The 25,645-nt window shown below is 73.1% G+C and carries 26 protein-coding genes; 19 read left to right on the top strand and 7 right to left on the bottom strand.

All coding sequences use genetic code 11. The features are described from left to right. The first annotated feature begins 7 nt into the window (after window positions 1–7). From argC to ACFC02_RS01865, 5 genes are read left to right on the top strand one after another with little or no spacing between them, the layout of a single operon-like run. Window positions 8–1,036, top strand: a complete 1,029-nt coding sequence (gene argC, locus ACFC02_RS01885) for an N-acetyl-gamma-glutamyl-phosphate reductase (protein WP_376350761.1) — start codon at window positions 8–10, stop codon at window positions 1,034–1,036. Further along, a complete protein-coding gene (gene argJ / locus ACFC02_RS01880; RefSeq protein WP_376350758.1) occupies window positions 1,033–2,211 on the top strand; it encodes a bifunctional glutamate N-acetyltransferase/amino-acid acetyltransferase ArgJ in 1,179 nt (392 codons plus the stop codon). Before argC ends, argJ begins: the two co-directional genes overlap by 4 nt. Continuing rightward, on the top strand, window positions 2,208–3,110 hold the full coding sequence (argB, locus tag ACFC02_RS01875; RefSeq protein WP_376350756.1) for an acetylglutamate kinase: 903 nt from the start codon (window positions 2,208–2,210) through the stop codon (window positions 3,108–3,110). The genes argJ and argB overlap by 4 nt, the downstream gene beginning before the upstream one ends. Next, the gene (locus ACFC02_RS01870; RefSeq protein WP_376350754.1) at window positions 3,107–4,300 is read left to right on the top strand and encodes an acetylornithine transaminase; all 1,194 of its coding nucleotides are present in this window, start codon (window positions 3,107–3,109) and stop codon (window positions 4,298–4,300) included. The genes argB and ACFC02_RS01870 overlap by 4 nt, the downstream gene beginning before the upstream one ends. A 20-nt stretch (window positions 4,301–4,320) precedes the next feature. Further along, a complete protein-coding gene (locus ACFC02_RS01865) occupies window positions 4,321–4,872 on the top strand; it encodes an arginine repressor (protein ID WP_360965490.1) in 552 nt (183 codons plus the stop codon). Here the strand turns inward: ACFC02_RS01865 and ACFC02_RS01860 are convergent. Genes ACFC02_RS01860 through ACFC02_RS01850 form a run of 3 tightly spaced genes read right to left on the bottom strand, consistent with a single transcriptional unit; the run spans window position 4,866 to window position 7,483 of the window. Then, on the bottom strand, window positions 4,866–5,609 hold the full coding sequence (locus ACFC02_RS01860) for an FAD:protein FMN transferase (protein ID WP_376350927.1): 744 nt from the start codon (window positions 5,607–5,609) through the stop codon (window positions 4,866–4,868). The genes ACFC02_RS01865 and ACFC02_RS01860 overlap by 7 nt on opposite strands. A 40-nt stretch (window positions 5,610–5,649) precedes the next feature. Next, window positions 5,650–6,123, bottom strand: a complete 474-nt coding sequence (locus ACFC02_RS01855) for an FMN-binding protein (protein ID WP_376350750.1) — start codon at window positions 6,121–6,123, stop codon at window positions 5,650–5,652. A 7-nt stretch (window positions 6,124–6,130) separates the two neighbouring features. Beyond that, a complete protein-coding gene (locus ACFC02_RS01850) occupies window positions 6,131–7,483 on the bottom strand; it encodes a ferric reductase-like transmembrane domain-containing protein (RefSeq protein ID WP_376350748.1) in 1,353 nt (450 codons plus the stop codon). A gap of 155 nt (window positions 7,484–7,638) precedes the next feature. Between ACFC02_RS01850 and ACFC02_RS01845 the strand changes: the two genes are divergently transcribed. Both ACFC02_RS01845 and ACFC02_RS01840 read left to right on the top strand, forming a co-directional pair. Beyond that, window positions 7,639–8,388 (top strand): response regulator transcription factor, encoded by a 750-nt coding sequence (locus ACFC02_RS01845; protein WP_376350745.1) that lies wholly within the window; start codon window positions 7,639–7,641, stop codon window positions 8,386–8,388. Between the two features lie 86 nt (window positions 8,389–8,474). Continuing rightward, window positions 8,475–10,052, top strand: a complete 1,578-nt coding sequence (locus ACFC02_RS01840) for a sensor histidine kinase (protein WP_376350924.1) — start codon at window positions 8,475–8,477, stop codon at window positions 10,050–10,052. Window positions 10,053–10,082: 30 nt separating this feature from the next. Here ACFC02_RS01840 and ACFC02_RS01835 read toward each other — a convergent pair whose 3' ends face one another. Next, window positions 10,083–10,670: a pyridoxamine 5'-phosphate oxidase family protein gene (locus ACFC02_RS01835; protein WP_376350743.1), complete on the bottom strand. Its 588-nt coding sequence runs from the start codon at window positions 10,668–10,670 to the stop codon at window positions 10,083–10,085. Between the two features lie 311 nt (window positions 10,671–10,981). Here ACFC02_RS01835 and argH point away from each other — a divergent pair, with 311 nt between their 5' ends. The 4 genes from argH to ACFC02_RS01815 all read left to right on the top strand — a co-directional run bounded on the left by argH (window position 10,982) and on the right by ACFC02_RS01815 (window position 15,706). Continuing rightward, complete coding sequence (gene argH, locus ACFC02_RS01830; RefSeq protein ID WP_376350740.1) at window positions 10,982–12,409, top strand: argininosuccinate lyase; 1,428 nt, start codon at window positions 10,982–10,984, stop codon at window positions 12,407–12,409. Between the two features lie 53 nt (window positions 12,410–12,462). After that, entirely contained in the window at window positions 12,463–13,434 is a 972-nt protein-coding gene (locus tag ACFC02_RS01825; RefSeq protein WP_376350738.1) for an aldo/keto reductase, read from the top strand. A 197-nt stretch (window positions 13,435–13,631) separates the two neighbouring features. After that, window positions 13,632–14,198 carry a helix-turn-helix domain-containing protein gene (locus tag ACFC02_RS01820; protein WP_360965469.1) on the top strand — a complete coding sequence of 189 codons (567 nt, stop codon included), beginning with the start codon at window positions 13,632–13,634 and terminating at the stop codon, window positions 14,196–14,198. After that, window positions 14,195–15,706: an MFS transporter gene (locus tag ACFC02_RS01815; RefSeq protein WP_376350736.1), complete on the top strand. Its 1,512-nt coding sequence runs from the start codon at window positions 14,195–14,197 to the stop codon at window positions 15,704–15,706. Before ACFC02_RS01820 ends, ACFC02_RS01815 begins: the two co-directional genes overlap by 4 nt. 145 nt (window positions 15,707–15,851) lie before the next feature. Here the strand turns inward: ACFC02_RS01815 and ACFC02_RS01810 are convergent, their stop codons facing one another. After that, window positions 15,852–16,604 (bottom strand): lysophospholipid acyltransferase family protein, encoded by a 753-nt coding sequence (locus ACFC02_RS01810; RefSeq protein WP_360965464.1) that lies wholly within the window; start codon window positions 16,602–16,604, stop codon window positions 15,852–15,854. A 270-nt stretch (window positions 16,605–16,874) separates the two neighbouring features. On the opposite strand from ACFC02_RS01810, the gene ACFC02_RS01805 reads away from it, so the two are divergent. The 3 genes from ACFC02_RS01805 to ACFC02_RS01795 all read left to right on the top strand — a co-directional run bounded on the left by ACFC02_RS01805 (window position 16,875) and on the right by ACFC02_RS01795 (window position 19,262). Beyond that, window positions 16,875–18,137, top strand: coding sequence for a glycerophosphodiester phosphodiesterase (locus ACFC02_RS01805; RefSeq protein WP_376350733.1), 1,263 nt, complete (start codon window positions 16,875–16,877; stop codon window positions 18,135–18,137). Window positions 18,138–18,213: 76 nt separating this feature from the next. Then, window positions 18,214–18,720, top strand: coding sequence for an RNA polymerase sigma factor (locus ACFC02_RS01800; RefSeq protein ID WP_376350730.1), 507 nt, complete (start codon window positions 18,214–18,216; stop codon window positions 18,718–18,720). Window positions 18,721–18,764: 44 nt separating this feature from the next. Further along, window positions 18,765–19,262: a GNAT family N-acetyltransferase gene (locus ACFC02_RS01795; RefSeq protein WP_376350921.1), complete on the top strand. Its 498-nt coding sequence runs from the start codon at window positions 18,765–18,767 to the stop codon at window positions 19,260–19,262. A gap of 51 nt (window positions 19,263–19,313) precedes the next feature. Here the strand turns inward: ACFC02_RS01795 and ACFC02_RS01790 are convergent, their stop codons facing one another. Together ACFC02_RS01790 and ACFC02_RS01785 are read right to left on the bottom strand one after the other, a co-directional pair. Then, entirely contained in the window at window positions 19,314–19,754 is a 441-nt protein-coding gene (locus tag ACFC02_RS01790; protein WP_376350728.1) for a hypothetical protein, read from the bottom strand. 1 nt (window position 19,755) lies between these two features. Then, window positions 19,756–20,115: a hypothetical protein gene (locus tag ACFC02_RS01785; RefSeq protein ID WP_376350725.1), complete on the bottom strand. Its 360-nt coding sequence runs from the start codon at window positions 20,113–20,115 to the stop codon at window positions 19,756–19,758. Between the two features lie 580 nt (window positions 20,116–20,695). Here ACFC02_RS01785 and ACFC02_RS01780 point away from each other — a divergent pair. From ACFC02_RS01780 to cbiE, 5 genes are all read left to right on the top strand, one after another. Beyond that, entirely contained in the window at window positions 20,696–21,730 is a 1,035-nt protein-coding gene (locus ACFC02_RS01780) for an ATP-binding cassette domain-containing protein (protein WP_360965448.1), read from the top strand. Continuing rightward, window positions 21,727–22,500, top strand: a complete 774-nt coding sequence (locus ACFC02_RS01775; protein WP_376350722.1) for a methionine ABC transporter permease — start codon at window positions 21,727–21,729, stop codon at window positions 22,498–22,500. The genes ACFC02_RS01780 and ACFC02_RS01775 overlap by 4 nt, the downstream gene beginning before the upstream one ends. A gap of 98 nt (window positions 22,501–22,598) precedes the next feature. After that, window positions 22,599–23,432, top strand: coding sequence for a MetQ/NlpA family ABC transporter substrate-binding protein (locus ACFC02_RS01770; RefSeq protein WP_376350719.1), 834 nt, complete (start codon window positions 22,599–22,601; stop codon window positions 23,430–23,432). A 137-nt stretch (window positions 23,433–23,569) separates the two neighbouring features. Then, complete coding sequence (locus tag ACFC02_RS01765) at window positions 23,570–24,208, top strand: GNAT family N-acetyltransferase (RefSeq protein ID WP_376350717.1); 639 nt, start codon at window positions 23,570–23,572, stop codon at window positions 24,206–24,208. A gap of 126 nt (window positions 24,209–24,334) precedes the next feature. Then, the gene (cbiE, locus tag ACFC02_RS01760) at window positions 24,335–25,561 is read left to right on the top strand and encodes a precorrin-6y C5,15-methyltransferase (decarboxylating) subunit CbiE (RefSeq protein ID WP_376350714.1); all 1,227 of its coding nucleotides are present in this window, start codon (window positions 24,335–24,337) and stop codon (window positions 25,559–25,561) included. Window positions 25,562–25,645: the final 84 nt, after the last annotated feature.

The raw sequence follows: 25,645 nt of genomic DNA, 5'->3' as shown, positions 1-25,645 counted from the left end.
AGGGCTCATGGCTGTACGTGTGGCGATCGCCGGTGCCAGCGGATACGCGGGCGGAGAAGCGCTGCGTCTGCTGCTCGCGCACCCCGAGGTGGAGATCGGTGCCCTGACCGGCAACTCCAACGCCGGTCAGCGGCTCGGCGCGCTCCAGCCGCACCTGCTGCCGCTGGCCGACCGGGTGCTCGCCGAGACCACCCCCGAGGCACTGGCCGGGCACGACGTCGTCTTCCTCGCGCTGCCGCACGGCCAGTCCGCGGCCGTCGCCGAGCAGCTCGGAGACGACGTCCTCGTCATCGACATGGGCGCCGACTTCCGGCTGAAGGACCCGGCCGACTGGGAGCGGTTCTACGGCTCCCCGCACGCCGGCACCTGGCCCTACGGACTCCCCGAACTTCCGGGTGGCCGCGCCGCGCTGGAGGGGTCCAGGCGCATCGCGGTGCCCGGTTGCTACCCGACCGCCGTGTCCCTGGCCCTCGTCCCCGCCTACGCGGCCGCACTCGTCGAGAACGAGGCGGTGGTCGTCGCCGCCTCCGGCACCTCCGGCGCGGGCAAGGCGGCCAAGCCGCACCTGCTCGGCTCCGAGGTCATGGGCTCCATGTCCCCCTACGGCGTAGGCGGCGGCCACCGGCACACCCCCGAGATGATGCAGAACCTCGGCGCGGCGGCCGGCGAGCCGGTCACCGTCTCCTTCACGCCCACCCTGGCCCCGATGCCCCGCGGCATCCTCGCCACGTGCAGCGCCAGGGCCCGCGCGGGCGTCACCGCCGAGACCGTCCGCGCCGCCTACGAGAAGGCGTACGCCGACGAGCCCTTCGTCCACCTGCTGCCCGAGGGGCAGTGGCCCGCCACCGGCGCCGTGCACGGCTCCAACGCCGTCCAGATCCAGGTGGCGTACGACCCCGCCGCGCACCGCGTCGTCGTGATCAGCGCCATCGACAACCTGACCAAGGGCACCGCGGGCGGCGCCGTGCAGAGCATGAACATCGCCCTCGGACTCGACGAGACCACCGGACTTTCCACGATCGGAGTCGCACCGTGAGTGTCACGGCCGCAAAGGGATTCACGGCTGCGGGCATCGCCGCCGGGATCAAGGAGAACGGCAACCCCGACCTGGCCCTCGTGGTCAACACCGGGCCGCGCCGCGCCGCCGCGGGCGTCTTCACCTCCAACCGTGTCAAGGCCGCGCCGGTGCTGTGGTCCGAGCAGGTCCTCAAGGGCGGTGAGCTGACCGCCGTCGTCCTCAACTCCGGCGGCGCCAACGCCTGTACGGGGCCCAAGGGCTTCCAGGACACCCACGCCACCGCGGAGAAGGTGGCCGCATCGCTCAACACCGCGGGCCACGACGAGACGGGCGGCCACGCGCCGGGCCAGGTCGCCGTCTGCTCCACTGGCCTGATCGGTGTGCTGCTGCCGATGGACAAGCTGCTGCGGGGCGTGGACAAGGCGGTCGCCCAGCTCAGCCCGCACGGCGGCGAGAAGGCCGCCATCGCCATCAAGACCACCGACACCGTGCACAAGACGTCCGTCGTCACCAAGGACGGCTGGACCGTCGGCGGCATGGCCAAGGGAGCGGGCATGCTCGCCCCGGGCCTGGCCACCATGCTGGTCGTGCTCACCACGGACGCCGACCTGGAGGCCGACGTCCTCGACAGGGCCCTGCGCGCGGCCACGAAGGTCACGTTCGACCGCGTCGACTCCGACGGCTGCATGTCCACCAACGACACCGTGCTGCTGCTCGCCTCCGGCGCCAGTGAAGTGGCGCCCGGATACGAGGAGTTCGCCGAGGCCGTACGGACCGTCTGCGCGGACCTCGGCCGCCAGCTCATCGGGGACGCCGAGGGCGCCAGCAAGGACATCCAGGTCGAGGTGGTGGGCGCGGCGACCGAGGCCGACGCCGTCGAGGTGGGCCGCTCCATCGCCCGCAACAACCTCCTCAAGTGCGCCATCCACGGCGAGGACCCCAACTGGGGCCGCGTCCTGTCCGCGATCGGCACCACCGGGGCCGCCTTCGAGCCGGACCGGCTGAACGTCGCCATCAACGGCGTCTGGGTCTGCAAGAACGGCTCGGTCGGTGAGGACCGCGAGAAGGTCGACATGCGCTACCGCGAGGTGCACATCGTCGCCGACCTCGCCGCGGGCTCCGAGACCGCCACCATCTGGACCAACGACCTCACCGCCGACTACGTCCACGAGAACAGCGCCTACTCCTCATGACCACGACGCGGAAACACACGGCACTGCCCAAGGCCAAGATCCTCATCGAGGCCCTGCCCTGGCTCACCCGCCACCACGGCAAGACCGTCGTCATCAAGTTCGGCGGCAACGCCATGATCGACGAGGAGCTGAAGGCCGCCTTCGCCCAGGACGTCGTCTTCCTGCGGCACGCCGGGCTCAAGCCCGTCGTCGTGCACGGCGGCGGCCCGCAGATCAGCGCCGCCCTCGACCGGCACGGCATCGTCAGCGAGTTCAAGGCGGGCCTGCGCGTCACCAGCGAGGACGCCATGGACGTCGTCCGCATGGTGCTGGCCGGGCAGGTCCAGCGCGAACTGGTCGGACTGCTCAACCAGCACGGCCCGCTCGCCGTCGGCCTCACCGGCGAGGACGCGCACACCATCACCGCCACCAAGCACCTCCCCGAGATCGACGGCGAACCGGTCGACATCGGACGCGTCGGCGAGATCACCGCGATCGACACCGGCGCGATCGAAGCCCTGCTCGCCGACGGCCGCATCCCGGTCGTCTCCTCGATCGCCCGCTCCCAGGACGACGGACATGTCTACAACGTCAATGCTGATACGGCGGCTGCGGCACTCGCTGCGGCACTGGGCGCCGAGACCCTCATGGTCCTCACCGACGTCGAGGGCCTCTACGAGGACTGGCCGAACTCCGACGAGGTGATCAGCCGCCTCACCGCGAGCCAGCTGGAGAAACTCCTGCCGGACCTGTCCTCCGGCATGGTGCCGAAGATGCAGGGCTGCCTGCACGCCGTGCGCGGCGGGGTGAATACCGCCCGCGTCATCGACGGCCGGGTCCAGCACTCGATCCTGCTGGAGATCTTCACCGACGAAGGCATCGGCACGATGGTCGTGCCGGACGAAGAGGGGGAGTCGTGAGCAACGCCGAACTGACCGCCCGGTGGCAGGGCGCGCTGATGAACAACTACGGCACGCCCCGCCTGCCCCTGGTCCGCGGCGAGGGCACGAGGCTCTGGGACGCCGACGGCAAGCAGTACCTCGACTTCGTCGGCGGCATCGCGGTCAACGCGCTCGGCCACGCCCACCCGGCGGTCGTCGAGGCCGTGAGCCGCCAGATCGCCTCCCTCGGCCACGTCTCCAACCTGTTCGTCGCCGAGCCGCCGGTCGCCCTCGCCGAACGGCTGCTCCAGCACTTCGGCCGCGACGGCAGGGTGTTCTTCTGCAACTCCGGCGCCGAGGCCAACGAGGGCGCCTTCAAGATCGGCCGGCTCACCGGGCGCACCCACATGGTCGCCACCCACGGCGGCTTCCACGGCCGCACCATGGGCGCCCTGGCCCTGACCGGCCAGCCCGGCAAGCAGGAGCCCTTCCTGCCGCTGCCCGGCGAGGTCACCCATGTGCCCTACGGCGACGCGCAGGCGCTGGCCGCCGCGGTCACCGAGGACACCGCCCTGGTGGTCATCGAGCCGATCCAGGGCGAGAACGGCGTCGTCGTACCGTCGGCCGGCTATCTGAAGGCGGCCCGCGCGATCACCGCCGCCACCGGTGCGCTGCTCGTCCTGGACGAGGTGCAGACCGGCATCGGCCGCACCGGGCACTGGTTCGAGTACCAGGCCCACGACGGCGTCCTGCCGGACGTGGTCACCCTCGCCAAGGGCCTCGGCGGCGGGCTGCCGCTGGGCGCGACGGTCGCCTTCGGCCGCGCCGCCGACCTCCTCCAGCCCGGCCAGCACGGCACCACCTTCGGTGGCAACCCGGTCGCCTGCGCCGCCGGACTCGCCGTCCTGGACACCATCGCGGGCGAGGGCCTGCTGGAGAACGTCAAACGGCAGAGCGAGGCGCTGCGCCAGGGCGTCGAGGCGCTGGGCCACCCGCTCGTCGACCACGTCCGGGGCGCCGGCCTGCTCCTGGGTATCGTGCTCACCGGGCCGCACGCGCCACAGGTGCAGCAGGCGGCCCAGGAAGCCGGCCTGCTCGTGAACGCGCCCGCTCCCGACGTCATCCGGCTGATGCCGCCGCTGAACCTGGGCGACGACGACGTGGACGCGCTCCTGCGGGCGCTGCCCGGCATCCTGGACCAGGCCGACGTGGCCGACGGGGAGGGATGATCCGCAGAAATGGGACGACGATGAGTCAGGCACAGGACCACGAGCACAGTGACGGCTCAGCCGCCGGGCCCGCCCTGCCGCAGACCCGCACCGCACGCCACCGCCGGATCGTGGACATCCTCAACCGGCAACCGGTGCGCTCGCAGAGCCAGTTGGCCAAGCTGCTGGCCGACGACGGGCTGAGCGTCACGCAGGCGACGCTCTCGCGCGACCTCGACGAGCTGAACGCGGTCAAGATCCGCAACAACGACGGTGACCTCATCTACGCGGTCCCCAGCGAGGGCGGCTTCCGCACGCCGCGCGCCCCGCTGGGCGAGTCCGCCAAGGAGGAGCGGATGCGGCGGCTCTCGCAGGAACTGCTGATCTCGGCGGAGGCGTCGGCGAACCTCGTGGTCCTGCGCACCCCGCCGGGCGCCGCACAGTTCCTGGCGTCCGCGATCGACCAGGCCGAACTGCAGGACATCCTCGGCACCATCGCCGGTGACGACACGCTGCTCCTGATCAGCCGGGACCCCAGCGGGGGCCAGGCCCTGGCGGACCACCTGCTGAGGCTGGCGCAGAACGGTCACTGAGCGGCGAGGTACCCGCTCAGCCCCGGCGTGCCCCGCATCTCCCCGCCCGCCGTGATCAGCAGGGCCTCCACGCCGGGCAGCGTCTCCAGCCAGGCGAGCGCGCCCTGCGAACCCCGGGCGAAGGCGGCGGTGGCCCAGCAGTCCGCCCACGTCAGGCGGGGCGCCAGCACCGTGGCGGAGAGCAGGTCGGTGGCGGCGGGGCGGCCGGTGCGCGGGTCGAGGACGTGGGCGCCGCGCTCGGCGGTGCCCGAGGTGGCCACGGCCAGTCCCGCCGCACCGGCCGCCGAGACCACCGCGGCAAGCCGGCCGGGGCCCACCGGGTCCGCCACCCCGATCCGCCAGGGCCGGTGCGGCCCCGGGGAGCCCAGCACCTGCACGTCGCCGCCGCCGTTCACGCTGACCGCGCCGGCTCCCGCGGCAGCGAGGTGACGGGCGGCGCGTTCGGCCGCCCAGCCCTTGACGATGCCCGTAGGGTCCACTGGCCCCCGGTGGCGCAGGCTGAACCAGCCGCCGCTGGTCTCCTCCGCCTCGGCGCCCAGGGCGAGCACCTCGGCGACCTCCGGGTCGCACTCCCGCTCCGTGAGTTCACCGCGCGCCAGCCGGGAGACCTGGCTGTCCGGACGGTAGGTGCTGAAGCGCTCGTCGACCCGGTGCAGTGCGGCCACGGCCTCGGCCAGCGCGGCGCGCACCGCGCCGGGTTCCCCGCCGCGGACGTCGAAGGAGAAGACCGTTCCCATGACCTCCTCCGCGTGTCGCACGGCGACCGGGGCCGCGGCCTCAGCCACGGCCCCGGTCCAGCGCCGACTGCAACGACCGCCGGTAGCCGTCACTGGTGTACGTGGCCCCCGAGACCGAGTCGATGTCCGCGCTCTGCGCGGTCAGCGCCTCCCTGCGCAGCGCGGGCAGGGCGTAGCTGTTGATCTCCTGGTCGCGCGGGTTGTCCGTGGGGTAGGCGACGGCGGTCACGTCCGTGATCCGGCCGTTCTCGACCGTGATCCGCACCTGGACCGGGCCCCAACGGGTCTGCACGGTCTCACCGGTGACGGACCTGGTGCCGGTGGACCCACCGGTGGACCCGCCCGCGGCACCGCGACTGCCCGACGCGGCCGGGGCCGGCGCCGGTGCCTGCGCCGCGGCGATCCGCGGCGGCGTGTGCGGCTTGAGCGACAGCAGCATCACCAGGCCGGAGACGGTCGCGGCGCTCGCCAGCACGATCCGGCGCAGCGGACGGTTCTTCCTCAACGGGTGCACGGCGGCCTCACAGCTCGAACGACTCGTGGTGGATACGGCGGTCCGGCACGCCGGCGGCGCGCAGTGCCGCGTACACGTCCCGGGCGAAGGCGTGCGGACCGCACAGGTACACGTCGTGCCCGGCGAGGTCGGTGACGGTCGCGCGCAGCGACTCGGGGGTCAGGGCGGGGCGCCGGCCGTGCGGGCCGTTGAGTGCGTACAGCACCCGGGCGCCGCGCCAGCGGGCGATGGCCTCCAGTTCGCCGCCCAGGGCCAGGTCCTCGGCGGTGCGCGCCCGGTACAGCAGGGTGACCTCGCCGGGCAGCGTCTCGAAGAGCGCCCGCAGCGGGGTGATGCCGACCCCGGCCGCGATCAGCAGCGACCTGGGCGAGGTCCGCCGGTCGGCGGTCAGCGCGCCGTACGGGCCCTCCGCCCACACCCGGGTGCCCGGCCGCAGCAGCGCCACGGCCGCGCTGTGGTCGCCGAGCGCCTTCACGGTGATGCGCAGCAGGCCGGGGCGGGGCGGCGCCGACAGCGAGTACGGCGTCGACGTCCGGCCCATGCCCTCGGACAGGAACCGCCAGCGGAAGAACTGGCCGGGGCGGGCGCCGAGTTCGTCGAGGCGGTGGCCGCGGACGACGACCGAGTACACGCCGGGCGCCTCCCGGTGCACCGACTCGACCCGCATCCGGTGCCGCAGGTTGAGCCGCACCGGCACGAGGACGCGGAACCACAGCACCAGGACGCTCACGCCTCCGTACAGCGCATACCAGGCGGCCGTGGCTGCGGGCCTGCCGTTGAACTGCTCGCCGAGAGCGAGCTGGTGCCAGAAGGCGAGGAAGACGGCGGCATAGGTGAGCAGGTGCGTCCAGTACCAGAACTCGTGGCTGGTCCTGCGGCGCACCGCACGCGCGGAGGTGACGCCGACGGCGAGGAGGATCAGCGTGCCCGCGCTCGCCATCAGCATGTCCGGGTAGTCCAGGACCACGGTGACCGCCTCGTGCAGCACCGAGGAGCGGTCCTGGGCGGCGTACCCGGTCAGGACCAGCACGACGTGCGCGGCCAGCAGGCACACCGTGTACCGGCCGGCCATCGCGTGCCAGCGGGCCACCCGGTCCGAACCGATCCGGTTCTCCAGCAGCGGCACCCGGGCCATCAGGGCGACGAGCACCGCGCAGGAGTAGCCGCACAGCAGTCCCGTGATCCGCCCGGCGCCGGTCAGCGCGCCCGCCGCCCCCACGACGGAACGCGTGTCGTGCCACCACAGGGCGAGGACCGCCGCGGCCCCCGCCCACAGCAGGGCCGGCAGCGCCCCGGCGGGCACGCGCCGCGGCGCCGCCGGCACGGAGGGTGCCGTCCGCCGCTCGTCCACCGTGGTCATGCCGTCCACGTCCTTTCACCGGGGTCCGGGACGCCACTGTGCGGGCCGAACCTCTGAGCACGCTCTGAGCAGCGGGCCCGCGCGGGCCACTCACAGAGAACTCAGAGCCACCTCGCTCGCCGCACCGGGAGCGGGTCGGCGATGCTGGTAGGGCCATGGACACCTCCCGGCCGGGCCCCTCCGGCCTCCCCGCGCTCACCCGACCCGACGGCAGCCCCGTGCGGGTCCTGGTCGTCGACGACGATCCCGACCTCGCCGAGGTCCTCTCGGGCGCCCTGCGCTACCAGGGCTGGGAGGTGCGGGCCGCGGGCGACGGCGCGGCGGCGGTCGCGGGGGCCCGCGCGCTGCGCCCCGACGCCGTGGTGCTGGACGTGATGCTCCCCGACACCGACGGCTTCGCCGTGCTGCGGGAGCTGCGCGGTGTGCGGCCGGACGTCTGCGTGCTCTTCCTGACCGCGCGGGACGCCGTGGAGGACCGGGTCGCGGGCATCACCGCGGGCGGTGACGACTACGTCACCAAGCCGTTCAGCCTGGAGGAGGTGGTCGCGCGGCTGCGCGGGCTGCTGCGCCGCGCCGGCATGGCCCGGCAGCAGGCGGACGGCCCGCGGCTGACCGTGGGCGACCTGGCCATGGACGAGGACGCCCGCGAGGTCACCCGGGCCGGGGAGCTGATCGAGCTGTCCCCGACCGAGTACGAGCTGCTCCGCTTCCTGATGCACAACCCGCGCCGGGTGCTCAGCAAGCCGCAGATCCTCGACCGCGTGTGGTCCTACGACTTCGGCGGCCAGGCCCACGTGGTCGAGCTGTACATCTCCTACCTGCGCAAGAAGGTGGACGCGGGCCGCGAACCGATGATCCACACGGTGCGCGGGGCCGGGTACGTCCTGAAGCCGGCGACGAGGTGAGCGCGACGCCCGAGCCCCGCGCCCCGGGCGCCGCCCCGCCCGCGGCCCATCCGCCCCCGAGCCACCGCCCGCGCCGGCCGCTCCGGCTGCCGTGGCCGCGTACGCTGCGGGCGCGGCTGACCGCCGGTCTCGTCGTACTGCTCGCGGTGAGCTGCGCGGCCGTCGGCGTGGCGGCGGTGCTCGAACTGGACGGCTTCCTCACCGGCCGGCTCGACGAACAGCTGCGCCAGACCGGGACGGGTTTCGCGCAGAGCCTGGAACACGGCAGCGCCGGGCTGCCCGGGCCCGAGGGCACCGTCAAGCCGTCCGACCACGACGGCGACGAACACGGCGACACCCGGCGCCAGGCCGCCGAGACCTTCGGCGCCCGGCTGGTCGGCGGCCGGATCACCAACGCGGCCGTCGTGCCCTCCCGCTCCCATCCGGCCTTCGGCGTCACCTTCACCGCCGCCGACCGCGCGGCCCTGGCGGCCCTCCCGGCGGACCGCACCGGTCGCACGGCACACCTGTCGGCTCTCGGTGACTACCGGCTGGTGGCCTGCCCGGGACGCGACGGCGACGTCCTCGTCACCGGTCTGCCCATGGAACCCGTCCGGGCCACGGTCCACCGGCTGGAACTGGTCGCCGGGGGCGTCTTCGGCCTCGCACTCGCCGCCGCGGGGGTCGCGGGGGCCCTGTGGGTGCGCTGGTCGCTGCGACCGCTGAGCCGGGTGGCGGCCACCGCCACCCGCGTCAGCGAGCTGCCGCTGGCCAGCGGCGAGGTGGCGCTGCCGCCGCGCACGGGCGCCACCGATCCGCGCAGCGAGGTCGGCCGGGTCTGGGCCGCCTTCGACCGCATGCTGCACCACGTCGAGGACGCGCTGACCAAGCGGCACGCGAGCGAGGAGCGGCTGCGCCGCTTCGCCGCCGACGCCAGCCACGAGCTGCGCACGCCGGTCGCCTCCGTGCGCGGCCACGCCGAACTGGCGCTGCTGCACCCGGGTCCGGTACCGCCCGAGGTCGCCCGCGCCCTGGAGCGCATCGCGGCCGAGTCCGCGCGGATGGGCGAGCTGGTCGACGAGATGCTGCTGCTCGCCCGCCTGGACGCCGGCCGCCCCCTGGAGCGCCGCCCGGTCGACCTCACCCGCCTGGTCCTGGACGCCGTGACGGACGCGCGGGCCGCGGGCCCGGGGCACCACTGGGCGCTGGAGCTGCCGGAGGACCCGGTGACGGTGACCGGCGACGCGCACCGGCTCCACCAGGTGCTGGCCAACCTGCTGGCCAACGCGCGGCAGCACACGCCCGCGGGGACGAAGGCGACGGTGTCCCTGGAGCGGACCGCGGAGACCGGCGGTGTGTGGGTGCTCCTGCGCGTCCACGACGACGGCCCGGGCGTCCCCGAGGAGGTCCGGCCGGGCGTCTTCGAGCGCTTCACCCGCGCCGACCGCCGCCGCGCCGCTTCCTTCGGCGGCGCCGGGGCGGGCCTCGGGCTGTCGATCGTGGCCGCGGTGGCCGAGGCGCACGGCGGCACGGTGGACCTGGAGAGCCGCGCCGGCTCGACGGCGTTCACGGTCCGGCTGCCCGCGGGCGAGGACGGGGGAGCGGGCCGGGACGGCGTAGGGGGCAGGGGCGACGGCACGGGCGAGCACCGGCCGGCCGGCGGGGGCGACGGCCGCGCCGGGTGAGCGTTCGCCGGGCGGCCGGGCGCGCGCGGCTCAGACCGGGGACGGCGGCAGCGGCAACGGCAGCCCCGGCAGCCCGTCCAGGCTGGTGGCGATGTGCTCCTTCCTGGTGAAGTACTCGCTCAGCGAGGTGTCGTCCTCCCGGGCGAAGCGCCTGCCGTGCAGGTCGCGGTCCTCCTCGTAGGTCATGAAGGGCACCGCGTAGCCGCAGGTGTCCCGGATCAGCGACGCGTGCACGACGACGACGGCGCGCAACCCGTGCGCCGCCGGGTCGATGTCGGGGAAACGGGCGAGGAGTTCCGGGAAACGGGGGTCGTCGCGGAAGACCGGCTCGCCCCGGCCGTGCACCCGCACGATGTCGGGCGGGCCCTGGAAGGCGCACCACATCAGGGTGATGCGGCCGTTCTCCCGCAGGTGCGCGACGGTCTCCGCGTTGGACCCGGCGAAGTCCAGGTAGGCCACGGTGTGTTCGTCGAGCACCGCCAGGGAGCCCTTGAGGCCCTTGGGAGAGAGGTTGACGGTGCCGTCGCCGGCGAGCGGCGCGGTCGCGGTGAAGAAGAGGGGCTGTTCCTCGATGAACGTACGCAGCCTGCCGTCTATGCGGTCGTAGGTCTTTCCCATGTCCGTCGATTATCCGCGCAATTCTTTCGACTGTCTAAGGATTTCCGGCCCCGGCGTGCCACTGACGCTCCCCGGTGCAGCAGTGCCGCATCCCCGGCACACCGAGGCCCGCAACACTGGCACACCGCTGACGCGTCCCCGGCGCACTCCGGACCGGCCGGCGGCACTCCGTCGCTCGATTGACGATTCATGCATACTTCTGAATACTCATGCATGCCAGCTCGCCGCGCGGCGCGATCCGCGGGCAGGGCCCGGCGCGGACCCGGCACGAGTACGGTTCGTACACCCACACCTCCCTAGGAGCAGAGCGAGTGAGCAGCAACAGCGGTGACGTACGGCTCTGGGGCGGCCGTTTCGCCGACGGACCCGCCGAGGCCCTGGCGAAACTGTCCGCGTCCGTCCACTTCGACTGGCGGCTCGCCCCCTACGACATCGCCGGTTCGCGTGCGCACGCGCGCGTGCTGCACCGGGCGGGCCTGCTCACCGAGGACGAGCTGACCCGCATGACCGCCGGGCTCGACCGGCTGGAAGCCGACGTCGCGGACGGCTCCTTCACCGGAACCGTCGCCGACGAGGACGTCCACACCGCCCTGGAGCGCGGCCTGCTGGAGCGCGTCGGCCCCGAACTGGGCGGCAAACTCCGGGCCGGCCGGTCCCGCAACGACCAGGTCGCCACCCTGTTCCGCATGTACCTGCGCGACCACGCCCGGATCATCGGCGCTCTGATCGCCGACCTCCAGGACGCCCTGATCGGCCTCGCCGAGGCGCACCCGGACGTGGCGATGCCCGGCCGCACCCACCTCCAGCACGCCCAGCCGGTCCTCTTCGCCCACCACGTCCTCGCGCACGTGCAGTCCCTGTCCCGGGACGCCGAGCGGCTGCGCCAGTGGGACGAGCGGACCGCCGTGTCGCCCTACGGCTCGGGCGCCCTCGCGGGCTCCTCCCTCGGACTCGACCCGCAGGCGGTCGCCCGCGACCTCGGCTTCGAGCACGGCAGCGTCGCCAACTCCATCGACGGCACCGCCTCCCGGGACTTCGTCGCCGAGTTCGCGTTCGTCACCGCGATGATCGGCGTGAACCTCTCCCGCATCGCCGAGGAGATCATCATCTGGAACACGAAGGAGTTCTCCTTCGTCACCCTGCACGACGCCTTCTCCACCGGCTCGTCGATCATGCCGCAGAAGAAGAACCCGGACATCGCGGAGCTGGCGCGCGGCAAGTCGGGCCGTCTCATCGGCAACCTGACCGGCCTGATGGCGACGCTCAAGGCCCTGCCGCTCGCCTACAACCGCGACCTCCAGGAGGACAAGGAGCCCGTCTTCGACTCCTGCGATCAGCTGGAGATCCTGCTGCCCGCCTTCACCGGCATGATGGCCACCCTCACCGTCCACCGCGAGCGCATGGAGGAACTGGCCCCGGCCGGCTTCTCCCTGGCCACCGACATCGCCGAGTGGCTGGTCAAGCAGGGCGTGCCGTTCCGGGTGGCGCACGAGGTCGCCGGCGAGTGCGTCAAGGCCGCCGAGGCCGAGGGCAAGGAGCTGGACGAGCTGACCGACGAGCAGTTCGCGAAGATCTCCGCCCACCTGACCCCCGAGGTGCGCACGGTGCTCGACGTCCCCGGCGCCCTCGCCTCCCGCAGCGGGCGCGGCGGCACCGCCCCGAGCGCGGTCGCCGTCCAGCTCGCCGAGGTCAAGGCCGACGTCGCCGCCCAGCACGCGTGGGCCGGGGCGAAGAACTGACGTGAGGGCATCGCGGGTTAGGTTGGTCGCGAGCCGACCGAACGGAGCCCGCGATGCCTTTCACCCGACTGGCCGCAGCCACCACCCCCACCTGCCACCTCGGCCTCGGCCTCGCCGCCGTCGGGCGGCCCGGGTACATCAACCTCGGCCGTGACCGCGACCTCGGCGCCGACCGCTCCGTCGACGCCCTGCGGGCCCGTACCCACGAACTCCTGGACGCCGCCTACGCCCAGGGCGTGCGCTACTTCGACGTGGCCCGCTCCTACGGCCGCTCCGAGGAGTTCCTCGCCGGCTGGCTGCGCTCCCGCCCGGAGATCGACGACGTCGTCGTCGGCAGCAAATGGGGCTACACCTACACGGCCGACTGGCGCACCGACGCCGAGCGGCACGAGGTCAAGGACCACGGCCTCGCCACCTACGAGCGCCAGCGCGCCGAGAGCGCCGCACTCCTCGGCGACCGGCTCGACCTCTACCAGATCCACTCGGTGACGCCGGACAGCCCGGCCCTGACCGACAAGGAGCTGCACGCCCGGCTCGCCGAGGCCGCCGCCTCCGGTCTGACCGTCGGCTTCTCCACCAGCGGGCCCGCGCAGGCCGACGCGATCCGGGCCGCCCTCGCCGTGACCGTCGACGGCGCGCCCCTCTTCCGTACGGTCCAGTCGACGTACAACGCCCTGGAGACCTCCGCGGGGCCCGCCCTCTCCGAGGCCCGCGACGCCGGTCTCACGGTGATCGTCAAGGAGGGCATGGCCAACGGGCGGCTGGCCGGCCCCGGGGCGCCCGAGGTGCTCAGGGACGTGGCCCGGCAGACGGGCCAGGGCTGCGACGCGGTCGCCCTCGCCCTGATCCTGCGCCGGCCGTGGGCGGGCGTCGTGCTCTCCGGCGCGGCCACCTTCGACCAGCTCGTCTCCAACCTGCACGCCCCGGCCGTGGACCTGGACGAGGAGCAGGTGGCCCGCCTCGACACCCTGGCCGAGGAGCCGCGGGCGTACTGGGAGCGGCGCGGCCAGTTGCCCTGGCACTGAGCCGCACCGCAGCTCCGTATCCCCGCAGTCCCGTATCCCCCGCACCCCGGTATCTCCGCGCCTCTGCGCCTCTGCGCCTCTGCGCCTCTGCGCCTCTGCGTCTTCGTACTCCCGCCGCCCCTCTCGAAGGCCCCGGCTGCTGAGACGCGTACGCCGCCACTGAGACACTAATGTCTCATTCGGTGTATCCTTGTCTCATGGCTGTCGATCGTGACCACGTGCTGCGCAGCGCAGCCGCCCTGCTGACCCGCAAGTCCACCGCGACGATGGACGAGGTCGCCCGCGCGGCCGGGATCAGCCGGGCCACGCTGCACCGGCACTTCGCCGGGCGGGACGCGCTCGTCCGGGCGCTGGAGGCGCTCGGCATCCAGGAGTGCGAAGCGGCCCTGGCCGCCGCGAGGACGCACGAGGGCCCGGCGCGCGACGCCGTGCACCGGCTGGTGCGCGAGGTCGAGCCCGTCGCGGGCCTGCTGTCGTTCCTCTACACCGAGAACCAGCTGTTCGAGGGCGAGGAGCAGAACACGGGCTGGACGCGGATCGACGAACAGATCGAGGCCCTGTTCCGGCGTGGCCAGCAAGGCGGTGAGTTCCGCATCGACCTCACGCCGGCCTGGCTCACCGAGGCGCTGTACGGCCTGCTGGCCTCCGGCGCCTGGGCCGTGGCCGAGGGCCGCGTGGCCCCCAAGGACTTCACCCACATGATCGTGCAACTGCTGCTCGGCGGCGTCCTGCGCGATGACGTACCACGGAGAGAGGAATCATGACCAGCACCCTGCAGCCCGTCCGGGCGGCGGAGACGGAGAAGCGACCGGGCCGCTGGCTCGCGCTCGGCGTCCTCGTCCTGGCCGTGCTGCTGGTGGCCGTCGACGCGACCGTCCTCGGTCTCGCGACGCCCTACATCAGTGAGGACCTGCGCCCCTCGGGCACCCAGTTGCTGTGGATAGGCGACGTCTACTCGTTCGTCATCGCCGGTCTGCTCGTCTCCATGGGCAGCCTCGGCGACCGCATCGGCCGCAAGCGCATCCTGCTCGGCGGTGCCACCGCGTTCGGCCTGATCTCCGTGCTCAACGCGTACGCGACCTCGCCGGAGATGATGATCCTGGCCCGGGCGCTGCTCGGCGTCGCCGGTGCCACGCTGATGCCGGCCACGCTCGCCCTGATCCGCAACCTCTTCCACGACCCGCGCGAGCGCAGCCTCGCCGTCGGCATCTGGGGCGCGGCCGCCTCCGCCGGCATGGCCGTGGGCCCCATCGCGGGCGGGTTCCTGCTCGAACACTTCTGGTGGGGCTCGGTCTTCCTGATCAACCTGCCCGTGATGGCCGTGCTCGTCCTGGTCGGCATCCGGCTGCTGCCCGAGTCCCGCAACCCGAACCCGGGCCCGTGGGACCTGGCCAGTGTCCTGCTGTCGCTGGTCGGCATGATCGCCACCGTGTACGCCGTCAAGGAGGCCGCCGCGCACGGGTTCACCTGGGCGGTCCTGGGCGCGGGCGTCCTGGGCGTGGCCGCGCTGTACGGCTTCGTCCGCCGCCAGCTGACCATGCCGACCCCGCTGCTGGACATGCGGCTCTTCCGCAGCCGCGGCTTCAGCGGCGCCGTCCTCGCCGACCTGCTGACCGTCCTGGGCATGTCGGGCCTCGTCTTCTTCCTCTCCCAGTACCTGCAACTGGTCCAGGGCAGGAGGCCGTTCGAGGCGGGCCTGGCCGAGCTGCCGGCCGCCGTGGGCGCGGTGGCGGCCGGTCTGGTCGCGGGCAGCGCGGCCCGGCGCTTCTCGGTGCGGGCGGTGGTCTCCGGCGGGCTCGCCGCGGTCGGCCTGGCCCTCGCGGCGCTGACCATGCTCAGCGGGGCCACCGGCTACCCGCTGCTGGGCTCGGCCCTGCTGGTGGTCGGCGTCGGCGCCGGACTCTCCTTCACGGTGACCGCCGACGTGATCCTCTCCAGCGTGCCCAAGGACCAGGCGGGCGCCGCCTCCGCGGTCTCCGAGACGGCCTACGAACTCGGCGCCGCCCTGGGCATCGCCCTGCTCGGCTCCATCGTGACCGCCGCCTACCGCGACTTCACCGGCCCGGCCGGCACCCCGCCGCAGGCCCACGAGTCACTGGGCGGCGCGGTGGAGGCGGCGGCGACGCTGCCGGCCCCCACGGCGGACGCCCTGCTCTCCGCGGCCCGCGACGCCTTCGTCCACGGCCTCCACCTGGCCTCGGGCGCGGGCGCGGCAGTCCTCCTGGCAGCGGCGGCAGCGGCATGGCTCCTGCTGAAGAACGAGAAACTCTGAAACCGAAGGCCCGGAGACTACGAAACGCCGGTGAGGTGGCACCCCGCAAGGGGCGCGGGGAAGTGCGCGATCAACCACGATGGGCGCCGCACCCGGCGAAGCACAGGAGCTCCCCGGGGCGCCCGACCGCCCAACCGCCGCAGGCCTACGCCACCTTCGCCTTGGTGGCGTACATGTCCACGTACTCCTGCCCCGACAACCGCATGACCTCGGTCATCACCGAGTCCGTCACCGCCCGCAGCACGTACCGGTCACGGTCCATGCCCTCGTAGCGCGAGAACTCCATCGGCTCACCGAAGCGCACGGTGACCTTGCCCGGCCGGGGCAGGCCCGCGCCGCCCGGCTGGAGCTTGTCGGTGCCGATCATGGCGAAGGGCACGACCGGGGCGCCGGTCATCAGCGTGAGGCGGGCGATGCCGGTGCGTCCCCGGTACAGCCGGCCGTCGGGGGAGCGGGTGCCCTCGGGGTAGATGCCGAAGATCTTGTTCTCCTCCAGGATCCGGCGCCCGGTCATCAGCGCGGCGACACCGCCCCGGCCGCCGTCGCGGTCGACCGGGATCATGCCGACGCCGGTGAAGAACCAGGCCATCAGACGGCCCTTGAACCCCTTGCCGGTGACGTACTCGTCCTTGCCGATGAAGAAGACCTGACGGTCGCAGACCAGCGGAAGGATCATCGAGTCGATGAACGTCAGGTGGTTGCCGGCCAGGATGACCGGCCCGTCGCCGGGAATGCGCTCCGCGCCCTCCACCTGTGGGCGGAACATCAGGCGCATGATCGGACCGAGCACTGCCTTGATGAGCGCGAAGCGGGACAACGGGCCCTCCGGTGTCAAGGGATTCTCTATGAAGTCTGTGCAGGTGAGGACGATACTCGCGGCGCGGCCCCGAATGCACATCGGGCACACGACCTCTTACGTACTGTTGACGTACGTTTACCTGCGCGGGAGACACGTCGCGCCCCGGTGAACCGCACGCAACGGTGTGACACAGGTTACGGGCCGTCACCCGGCCGTACGCCCCGGCCCGCCCGGCCGGCACCCCGCGTCACTCCCGCCCCCCGTCGCGCCATCCGGCGTCATCCCCCCGTTCCGCACGAGGTCTCCCGGACGTCACCCCGGCCCCCCTACGATCGGCGCGCACCGACGACACGAGAGCAGGAGGCGGCCATGGGGACGCAGCAGCCGCAGGGGCGGGCGCGGGCGGAAGGGTCCGGCGAGCGGACGGGCGGGACCGGACGCAGGGCTCTGCTCGGCGCCGCCGTGCTCGGTGCCGGGGGAGCGGTCCTCGCGGCGCCCGGCGCGGCCAGAGCCGCCCAGGGCGGCGCCGCACCGCAGGGGGGCGCACCGCAGGAGGCCGAGCGGGCCGGGGCGGCCGGCCGCCGGGGCGGCGGTCTCAAGAGCCTGCCCGTGCCGACGATCATCGGCCACCGGGGCGCCAGCGGCTACCGGCCCGAGCACACCTTCGGCTCCTACGAACTGGCCCTCGATCTCGGCGCGCACGTGGTCGAGGCCGGAGACCTGGTGCCCACCCGCGACGGTCACCTCGTGTGCCGGCACGAGCCGGAGATCGGCGGCACCACGGACGTCGCCGCCCACCCCGAGTTCGCCGGCCGCCGGACCACCAAGGTCCTCGACGGGGTGCCCACCACCGGCTGGTTCACCGAGGACTTCACCCTCGCCGAGCTGAAGACGCTGCGTGCGGTCGAGCGCATCCCGGCCAACCGCCCGCACAACACCCTCTACGACGGCCGCTGGGAGATCCCCACCTTCGAAGAGGTCCTGAAGTGGCAGGACGAGCAGACCCGCCGCCGGGGCCGGCAGGTGTGGATCTACCCGGAGACCAAGCACCCCACCTACTTCCGCAAGCTGGGCCTCGGCCTGGAGGAGCGGGTGGCGAAGCTGCTGCGCAGGCACGGCAAGGACCGGAAGGACTCGCCGGTCATCCTCCAGTCCTTCGAGCCGACCAGCATCCAGCGGCTGCGCCGGCTCGTGGACAACCCCCTCGCCGTGCTGCTCTCGGGCGCCGACAGCCGGCCGTACGACTTCGTCGAGGCGGGCGACCCGCGCACGGTCGCCGACCTCGTCACCCCCAGGGGCCTGAAGGAGATCGCCGCCTACGCGCAGGGCATCGGCCCGACCGTGGACCTGGTCGTCCCCAAGGAGGCGGACGGCAACCTCGGCAGGCCCAGCACGCTGGTGCGCGACGCGCACGCCGCCGGTCTCGTCCTGCACCCCTACACCATGCGCAACGAGAACCCGTTCCTGCCGCCGAAGTTCCGCAAGGGCACCGCCAAGGACGCCTACGGTGACGCCTTCGGCCTCTTCCAGGCCTACTTCGCCACCGGGATCGACGGCATCTTCACCGACAACGCCGACACCGGCCTGCTCGCCCGCGAGGACTTCCTGAGCAGCCGGGCCGTCAACCGCTGAACCCGCCCACCCTCGTCAGGGTGAACCGCGGACCGCCCCGGCAACCCGGTGCCGGGGCGGTCGCGTCGTGCCGCATATGACACACGACCTGCTCACCGCCCTGCGTCCCCTGCTCGTCGCGGAGGCCTCGGCGGAGGCACATGCCGCCGGAACGGAGCCGGGCGACCTGGAACAGGCGGTGTGGCTCCGGCTGCTGGAACGCCTGGAGGCGGACGGGCCGCCGCACGATCCCCAGGGCTGGCTGCGCAGGGCCGTCCGCTCCGAGGCCCGTCGCACCCGACGCACCGTCACCATCGAGCGCCCCTACGGGCTGGAGCCCGCCGACGACAGCGAGCGCGGACCCGAACCCATGGCGCTGGCCGCGGCCAGCGGGCGCGCGCTGCGCGAGGCGGTGGGCCGGCTGCCGGGACGCTGCCCCCGGCTGCTGGAGGCGCTGCTGTCTCCCCGGGACCTCACCTACCGGGAGATCGCGGGGGAGTTGGGTATCTCACAGGGCAGCCTCGGCCCGGAACGCTCCCGATGTCTGGGATGTCTGCGGCGTTTGCTCGCACCGGAGGTTGCGGCCCGCCGGGCCCGGGGATAGGAGTGGGGACGACAGATGATCAGGTGAGCGGGGAGCGTGCGCACATGGGCATGAGCGTGACCATCTCGGCGGCGACCGAGCAGGACGCGGAGCAGATCTTCAAGCTGCAGTACCTGTGCTTCCAGAGCGAGGCGGCGCTGTACGGCAACTACCGCATCGACCCGCTCGTCCAGAGCCTCGACTCCCTGCGCCGGGAGGTCGCCGGGGACTGCGTCTACGTGGCCCGGCTCGGCGACGAGGTGGTGGGCTCGGTGCGCGGCAGCACGACGGAGGAAGGAGCCGCCTCCATCGGCAAGCTCTGCGTCCATCCCCGGCTCCAGGGGCACGGCATCGGCGCCCGGCTGCTGCGCGCCGTCGAGGCGGCCCTGGCCGAGGAGCGCGGCGCCACCCGCTTCCGTCTGCACACCGGCCACCGCAGCGAGGGCAACCTGCGCCTGTACCGCCGCGTCGGCTACCGGACGGTGGGCACCTTCGACAGCCCCGACGGCGTACCGATGATCCTCCTGGAGAAGCCGGCCGGCACGTACGTGGCGACCGCCTAGTCTTTGCCGAGTCTCCGCCGACGCGCGGGCGGGTGGAGCCCCGGCGGCGGCTCAGGCGGCCGCCGGCGCCTGCCTGCGGGCCTTGCGCAGCCAGTACAGCGCCGACAGCGGAAGCAGTACGGGGATGAAGACGTACCCCATGCCGTAGTCGGACCAGACGGTCGCGTCGGGGAACGCGGACGGCTCGACGAGCGTCCAGGTCCCGACCGTGAGCACGCCCACCAGCTCGGCGGCGCAGCACACCAGCGCCGCCCTGCGGGCCCGCTCCCCGCCGCGCACCAGCGAGTACGTGATGAAGCCGTAGACCACGCCCGCCACCGCCGAGAGCGAGTAGGCGAGCGGCGCCCGGTCGAAGTCGGTCGCGATCTGGTAGACGGAGCGGGAGACCGCGCCGACGACCATCACGCCGTACAGCCAGACGAGCAGGATGCCCGGTCCGCTGATGAGCCGGGCCTTCGCCGCCTCGGCCGGCTTCTCCTCGACAGTGGCCACCTCAGCCTCCCCAGATGTCGTAGAGCCGCACTTCCAGGACGGCGAGGACGATCCCGCCGGCCGCGACCGTCACCGAACCCCAGCGCGTGCGCTCCGCCAGCGACATGAAGCCGGCCGCCGGGACGCAGGCGAAGGCGCCCAGCAGGTACGCCACGAAGATCGTCGCGCCCTGGTCCGGCTTCTCGCCCCGCGCCAGCTGCACGACCCCGATCACGAGCTGGACCAGGGCCAGCACCGTGACCACGGCCATGCCGATGAAGTGCCAGTCCTTCGTCGGCTGGTCACGGTAGGCGGCCCAGCCGCACCAGGCGGCGAGGAGCAACGCGGCGACGCCGGTCACCAGCGTCAGGGCATCAAGCATGCCTGTGACCCTATTACGGGGCGAAGACCCCACCGCGCCCGCCCCGGCGCCGACGCCGGCCGTGCGGCGCGAGGGCCGTGGCGTTGACCACAGCCCGCCCCGCGACCGGCGCCGCGCGCCGCCGTGGCCGCACCCCGCACGCCCCTGTCGCCGCTGGTCAGCGGCGCGGGCGAGGCCGTAGCCGGCCGCTGCCGGGAGACGTCCATGAACGTCCACGATGCGGACAGCGGTGCCGGTTCGGCGTCAGGGGTCTGGTTTACTGATCGCATGACCACGACGAGCTGCCGCATCCCTGCGACCGAGGCGACGATGACGCCCGGTGCTCGTTGTATGTGTCCTGTGCGTCGAATGTGCGCCTTCTAGAGGGCCCCTGCACCGTCTGAGCCTCGCGCCCCGAAGCGAGTGCCCGCTCATGTCCGCGCCCGCGTCCGGCCCGTCCGCCGCAGGCGACTGAGCCCCGTGCCCCGCGCGCGCCCCTTCCTTCCGCTCTGGGACGTGCCGCGTTCCGGCCGCACCCGACCATGAACGCCGTGCCCGGCGCCCACGACGCGCCGCGCACTCGACAGTGACGGAAACCCACGTGATCACCACATCGGGCCTCACCAAGGTCTACCGCTCGCGCGGCCGCGAGGTCACCGCCCTCGACGGCGTCGACCTGCACGTCGGCGAAGGCGAGGTGTACGGCGTCATCGGCCAGTCCGGCGCCGGCAAGTCCTCCCTGATCCGCTGCGTCAACCTGCTGGAGCGACCCACCTCGGGCACGGTCAGCGTCGCCGGGCAGGACCTCACCGCCCTCGCCGGGCGCGGGCCCCGGGCCGGCAAGGAGCTGCGGCAGGCGCGCAGCCGGATCGGCATGGTCTTCCAGCACTTCAACCTGCTGTCCACGCGCACGGTCCGGGACAACGTCGAACTGCCCCTGGAGATCCTCGGCAAGTCGGGGAAGGAACGTTCCCGCAGGGCGCTCGAACTGCTCGACCTGGTCGGCCTCGCCGACAAGGCCGGCGCCTACCCCGCCCAGCTCTCCGGCGGCCAGAAGCAGCGCGTCGGCATCGCCCGCGCCCTGGCGGGCGACCCCAAGGTGCTCCTGTCCGACGAGGCCACCAGCGCGCTCGACCCGGAGACCACCCGCTCCATCCTCCAGCTGCTGCGCGACCTGAACCGGCAGCTGGGCCTGACCGTCCTGCTCATCACGCACGAGATGGACGTCGTCAAGTCGATCTGCGACTCCGCCGCGCTCATGGAGCGGGGCCGCATCGTCGAGGCCGGCACGGTGAGCGAACTGCTCGCGACCCCGGGCTCCCAGCTGGCGTCGGCCCTCTTCCCGGTGGGCGGCGACGCCACCGGCGAGGACCGCACCGTCGTGGACGTCACCTTCCACGGCGAGGCGGCCACCCAGCCCGTCATCTCCCAGCTGTCCCGTACCTACAACATCGACATATCGATCCTCGGCGCCGCCATCGACACCGTCGGCGGCCTCCAGGTCGGCCGGATGCGCATCGAACTGCCCGGCCGCTACGAGGACAACGTCGTGCCCGTCGGCTTCCTGCGCGAGCAGGGCCTGCAGATCGACGTCGTCGGCCAGGAGAACCCGCTGGTGAAGGAAGGTGCCCGATGAGCTGGTCCGAGATGCAGCCGCTGCTGTCCCAGGCCTGTTGGGACACCCTCTACATGGTCGGCTGGTCCACCCTGATCGCCGTCGTCGGCGGGCTCCCGCTCGGCGTCCTGCTGGTCCTCACCGACCGGGGCGGCCTGCTCCAGAACGTCCTGGCCAACAAGGTCATCGGCCAGACGGTGAACGTCGCCCGCTCGATGCCGTTCATCATCCTCATGGTCGCCCTGATGAACTTCACCCGCTGGGTGACCGGGACCACCATCGGCCGCGAGGCCGCCATCGTGCCGCTCGCCATCGGCGCCATCCCGTTCTTCGCGCGGCTGGTGGAGACCTCCGTGCGCGAAGTGGACGGCGGGCTCGTCGAGGCCGTGCAGTCCATGGGCGGCAACACCTGGACGGTCGTGCGCAAGGTGCTCGTGCCCGAGTCCCTGCCCTCCCTGATCGCCGGCACCACCACGACCGTCGTCGCACTCATCGGCTACTCCGCGATGGCCGGCACCGTCGGCGCGGGCGGCCTCGGCGACATCGCCATCCGCTACGGCTACCAGCGCTTCGAGACCCAGCTGATGTGGATCACCGTGGCGATCCTCGCCGTGGTCATCTCGCTCATCCAGTTCGCCGGCGACTTCGCGGCACGCGCCCTGCACCGGCGCGGCGGCCGTTCCGGGCAGGCGCCCCGGCTGCGGCTGCTCAAGGCCGGCAGCTCCGCGACCACCGACGGCCTCGGGCCGGCCGGCGATCCCGCGCCGGCCGACGTGAGCAAGGTGGCCTGACCGGGCGGCCCGGCCCCTCCGCCGCGCCCGCCCCCCGCTCGTACCAGACTCCCCGTTCCCCCCTACGGGGTCGCACCACCCAAGGAAAGGCACTTTTCGTGCGTAACACCGCCAAGATCACCTCTGCCGTCCTGGCCGTCGGAGCCCTCACCTTCGGGCTCTCCGCCTGCGGCGGCTCCGACTCCGGCAAGAGCGACGCCGACGCCACGCTGACCGTCGCCGCCACCCCCACCCCGCAGGGCGAGATCCTCGGCTACGTCAAGGACCACCTGGCGCAGAAGGCCGGCCTCAAGCTGGAGGTCAAGGAGTTCACCGACTACGTGACCCCCAACACGGCCGTCCAGCAGGGCCAGGTCGACGCCAACTACTTCCAGCACAAGCCGTACCTCGACGACTTCAACAAGAAGAACGGCACCGACATCGTGCCGGTGCCCGGCGGCACCGTGCACCTGGAGCCGCTCGGCGTCTACTCCAAGAGCGTCAAGAAGCTCGCGGACCTGAAGAAGGGCGCCACCGTCGCCCTGCCCAACGACACCACCAACGAGGCCCGCGCCCTGAAGCTGCTGGAGGCCAAAGGCCTGCTCAAGCTGAAGGCCGGCGTCGGCTACGAGGCCACCCCCAAGGACGTCACCGACAACCCCGAGGGCCTGAAGTTCAAGGAGCTGGAGGCGGCCCAGCTGCCGCGCTCCCTCGGTGACGTGGACGCCGCGGTGATCAACGGCAACTACGCCCTGGAGGCCAAGCTCAGCCCCGCCAAGGACGCGCTCGCCGCCGAGTCCGCCAAGGGCAACCCGTACGCCAACTTCCTCGCCGTGAAGAAGGGCAACGAGAGCGACCCGCGGGTCAAGAAGCTCGCCAAGCTGCTCACCTCGCCCGAGGTGAAGAAGTTCATCGAGGACAAGTACAACGGAGCCGTCGTACCGGCGTTCTGATCCGCCCGGCGCCGCCGCACCCGGGGTCCGCTTCCGCACAGGGGGCGGACCCCGTGGTGCGCCACGCGGCGCCGATGCTGCATGCTGGGCAGTTCAGCAGGCCCTGACGGTATTTCCGAAGGTTACGGAGCGGCGCCATGACTAGCACCTTCCCCAACATCTCCATCAGCACGGAGCGGTTGGTGCTGCGCCCTCTCGACGAGGACGACGTCCCCGCGCTGGCCGAGATGATGAACGACGAACAGGTCGCGGCCTGGACCGACGTCCCCCAGCCCTTCACCGAGGCAGCCGCCCGCCGCTGGATCGGCGACCACGCCCCCGCCGAGCGCACCGCGGGCCGCGGCCTCGACCTCGCGGTCACCGAGTTCCTCACCCAGCGCCTGGTCGGCATCGTCCAGCTGACCAAGACCAACTGGCACGTCCGCGCCACCGAACTGTCGTACGTCATCGCCCCCTGGGCGCGCGGCGAGGGGTACGCCTCCGAGTCCGCCAGGGCCACCGCCCAGTGGCTGTTCGGCGACCAGAAGTTCGAACGCATCGAACTGCGCACCGCCGCCGGCAACACCGCCTCCCAGCAGGTCGCCCAGAAGATCGGCTGCATCAGCGAGGGTGTGCTGCGCAACGCCTGCATAGCCCACGTCCGCGCCGAGGACGGCGGCTGGACCGACGTCCGCACCGACTTCATCGTCTGGAGCCTGCTCCCGGAGGACCTGGAGGGCACCGACGAGGAACTGGCCGACAGCAGCGGTTTCACCTCGTTCACCGACTGGAACTGACCGTACGGGGCCCCGGCGCACCGCTGCCCCACCGCGCGCCCCGCGGCTCCACCAGGTAACCTCACGGAGCCCGCACTCGGGCGTCGCCCCTGACGACCTGCTTCATCCCCCTGGAGACTGACAACGATGGCCGACCGGGTCACGGTGATCGGCTGGGACGGCTCGCCGCTGACCGAAGCGGCGCGCGGCGCCCTCGGCGCCGCCACCCTCGTGGCGGGCGCGGCGCACCACCTCGCACTGCCCGAGGTGCCCCCCGCCGCCGAACGCATCCGCCTCGGCAGCGTCGCCCTCGCCGCCCGGCGCATCGCCGGACACCGCGGCACCGCCGTCGTCATCGCCGACGGCGACCCGGCCTTCTTCGGCGTCGTACGCACCCTGCGCGCGCCCGAGTTCGGCCTGGAGGTCGAGGTCGTCCCCGCCGTCTCCTCCGTCGCCGCCGCCTTCGCCCGCGCCGGAATGCCCTGGGACGACGCCCAAGTGGTCGTCGCCCACAAACGCACCCTGCGACGCGCAGTGAACGTGTGCCGCGCCCACACCAAGGTCGCCGTACTGACCGCGCCCGGCGCCGGACCCGCGGAACTGGGCCTGCTCCTCGACGGCGTCCACCGCACCTTCGTCATCTGCGAGGAACTCGGCACCGAGCGCGAACAGGTCACCGTCGTCACCTCGGACAAGGCCGCCGACCACACCTGGCGCGACCCGAACGTCGTCATCGTCATCGGCGGCAACGGCGGCCGGAGCGGCGCGGGCGAGGGCGGCGGCTGGATCGCCGGACGCGACCCGGCCGACGGGCCGCGCGGCTGGACCCAGCCCGCCGAGGCCTACGGCGCACCGCTCGGCGAGGGGGAGGCGGACCTGCTGCGGGCCGCCCAACTCGCCCGCCTGGGCCCGCGCGTCGGAGACCTCGTCTGGGACATCGGCTGCGGCAGCGGGGCGTTCGCCACCGAGGCGGCCCGCGGCGGCGCCGCCGTCATCGCCGTCGACCGCGATCCGCAGGCCTGCGCCCGCACCGAGGCCGCCGCGCGCCGGTTCGGGGTCCAGCTCCAGGTCGTGCACGGCCTCGCCCCGCATGTCCTGGAGGACCTGCCCGAACCGGACGTGGTCCGGGTCGGCGGCGGGGGAGCGGCCGTCGTCGAAGCCGTCGCCGACCGGCGCCCGCAGCGCATCGTCGCGCACGCCGCGACCCGCGACGAGGCCGAACGCGTCGGCCGCGGCCTCACCGAGCACGGCTACCGCGTCGAGTGCGCCCTGCTGCAGTCCGTCGAACTCGACACCAGGGCCTGGACGGAGACCGAGCGGAGCGTCGCGTTCCTGCTCGGCGGGGAGATGCCGCGCGGGGAAGCCACGCGCTGAAGGCCGGCGGCGGGTCACCCGGCCGGGCCTTTCGGAGCGCGCCCCGTGATCGGGTTGTCGTACCGCGCGCGGTAGGCTGGCCGA

This window comes from Streptomyces sp. NPDC056160 (assembly GCF_042268205.1).
GTDB lineage: Bacteria > Actinomycetota > Actinomycetes > Streptomycetales > Streptomycetaceae > Streptomyces.
This window is presented reverse-complemented; position numbering and strand designations above follow the sequence as displayed.

Coding starts and splice junctions, on each gene's coding strand:
- argC (WP_376350761.1), top strand. CDS start 8: ATGGCTGTACGTGTGGCGATCGCCGGTGCCAGCGGATACGCGGGCGGA.
- argB (WP_376350756.1), top strand. CDS start 2,208: ATGACCACGACGCGGAAACACACGGCACTGCCCAAGGCCAAGATCCTC.
- ACFC02_RS01865 (WP_360965490.1), top strand. CDS start 4,321: ATGAGTCAGGCACAGGACCACGAGCACAGTGACGGCTCAGCCGCCGGG.
- ACFC02_RS01860 (WP_376350927.1), bottom strand. CDS start 5,609: ATGGGAACGGTCTTCTCCTTCGACGTCCGCGGCGGGGAACCCGGCGCG.
- ACFC02_RS01850 (WP_376350748.1), bottom strand. CDS start 7,483: ATGACCACGGTGGACGAGCGGCGGACGGCACCCTCCGTGCCGGCGGCG.
- ACFC02_RS01845 (WP_376350745.1), top strand. CDS start 7,639: ATGGACACCTCCCGGCCGGGCCCCTCCGGCCTCCCCGCGCTCACCCGA.
- ACFC02_RS01835 (WP_376350743.1), bottom strand. CDS start 10,670: ATGGGAAAGACCTACGACCGCATAGACGGCAGGCTGCGTACGTTCATC.
- ACFC02_RS01825 (WP_376350738.1), top strand. CDS start 12,463: ATGCCTTTCACCCGACTGGCCGCAGCCACCACCCCCACCTGCCACCTC.
- ACFC02_RS01820 (WP_360965469.1), top strand. CDS start 13,632: ATGGCTGTCGATCGTGACCACGTGCTGCGCAGCGCAGCCGCCCTGCTG.
- ACFC02_RS01815 (WP_376350736.1), top strand. CDS start 14,195: ATGACCAGCACCCTGCAGCCCGTCCGGGCGGCGGAGACGGAGAAGCGA.
- ACFC02_RS01810 (WP_360965464.1), bottom strand. CDS start 16,604: ATGTGCATTCGGGGCCGCGCCGCGAGTATCGTCCTCACCTGCACAGAC.
- ACFC02_RS01805 (WP_376350733.1), top strand. CDS start 16,875: ATGGGGACGCAGCAGCCGCAGGGGCGGGCGCGGGCGGAAGGGTCCGGC.
- ACFC02_RS01800 (WP_376350730.1), top strand. CDS start 18,214: ATGACACACGACCTGCTCACCGCCCTGCGTCCCCTGCTCGTCGCGGAG.
- ACFC02_RS01795 (WP_376350921.1), top strand. CDS start 18,765: ATGGGCATGAGCGTGACCATCTCGGCGGCGACCGAGCAGGACGCGGAG.
- ACFC02_RS01785 (WP_376350725.1), bottom strand. CDS start 20,115: ATGCTTGATGCCCTGACGCTGGTGACCGGCGTCGCCGCGTTGCTCCTC.
- ACFC02_RS01775 (WP_376350722.1), top strand. CDS start 21,727: ATGAGCTGGTCCGAGATGCAGCCGCTGCTGTCCCAGGCCTGTTGGGAC.
- ACFC02_RS01765 (WP_376350717.1), top strand. CDS start 23,570: ATGACTAGCACCTTCCCCAACATCTCCATCAGCACGGAGCGGTTGGTG.
- cbiE (WP_376350714.1), top strand. CDS start 24,335: ATGGCCGACCGGGTCACGGTGATCGGCTGGGACGGCTCGCCGCTGACC.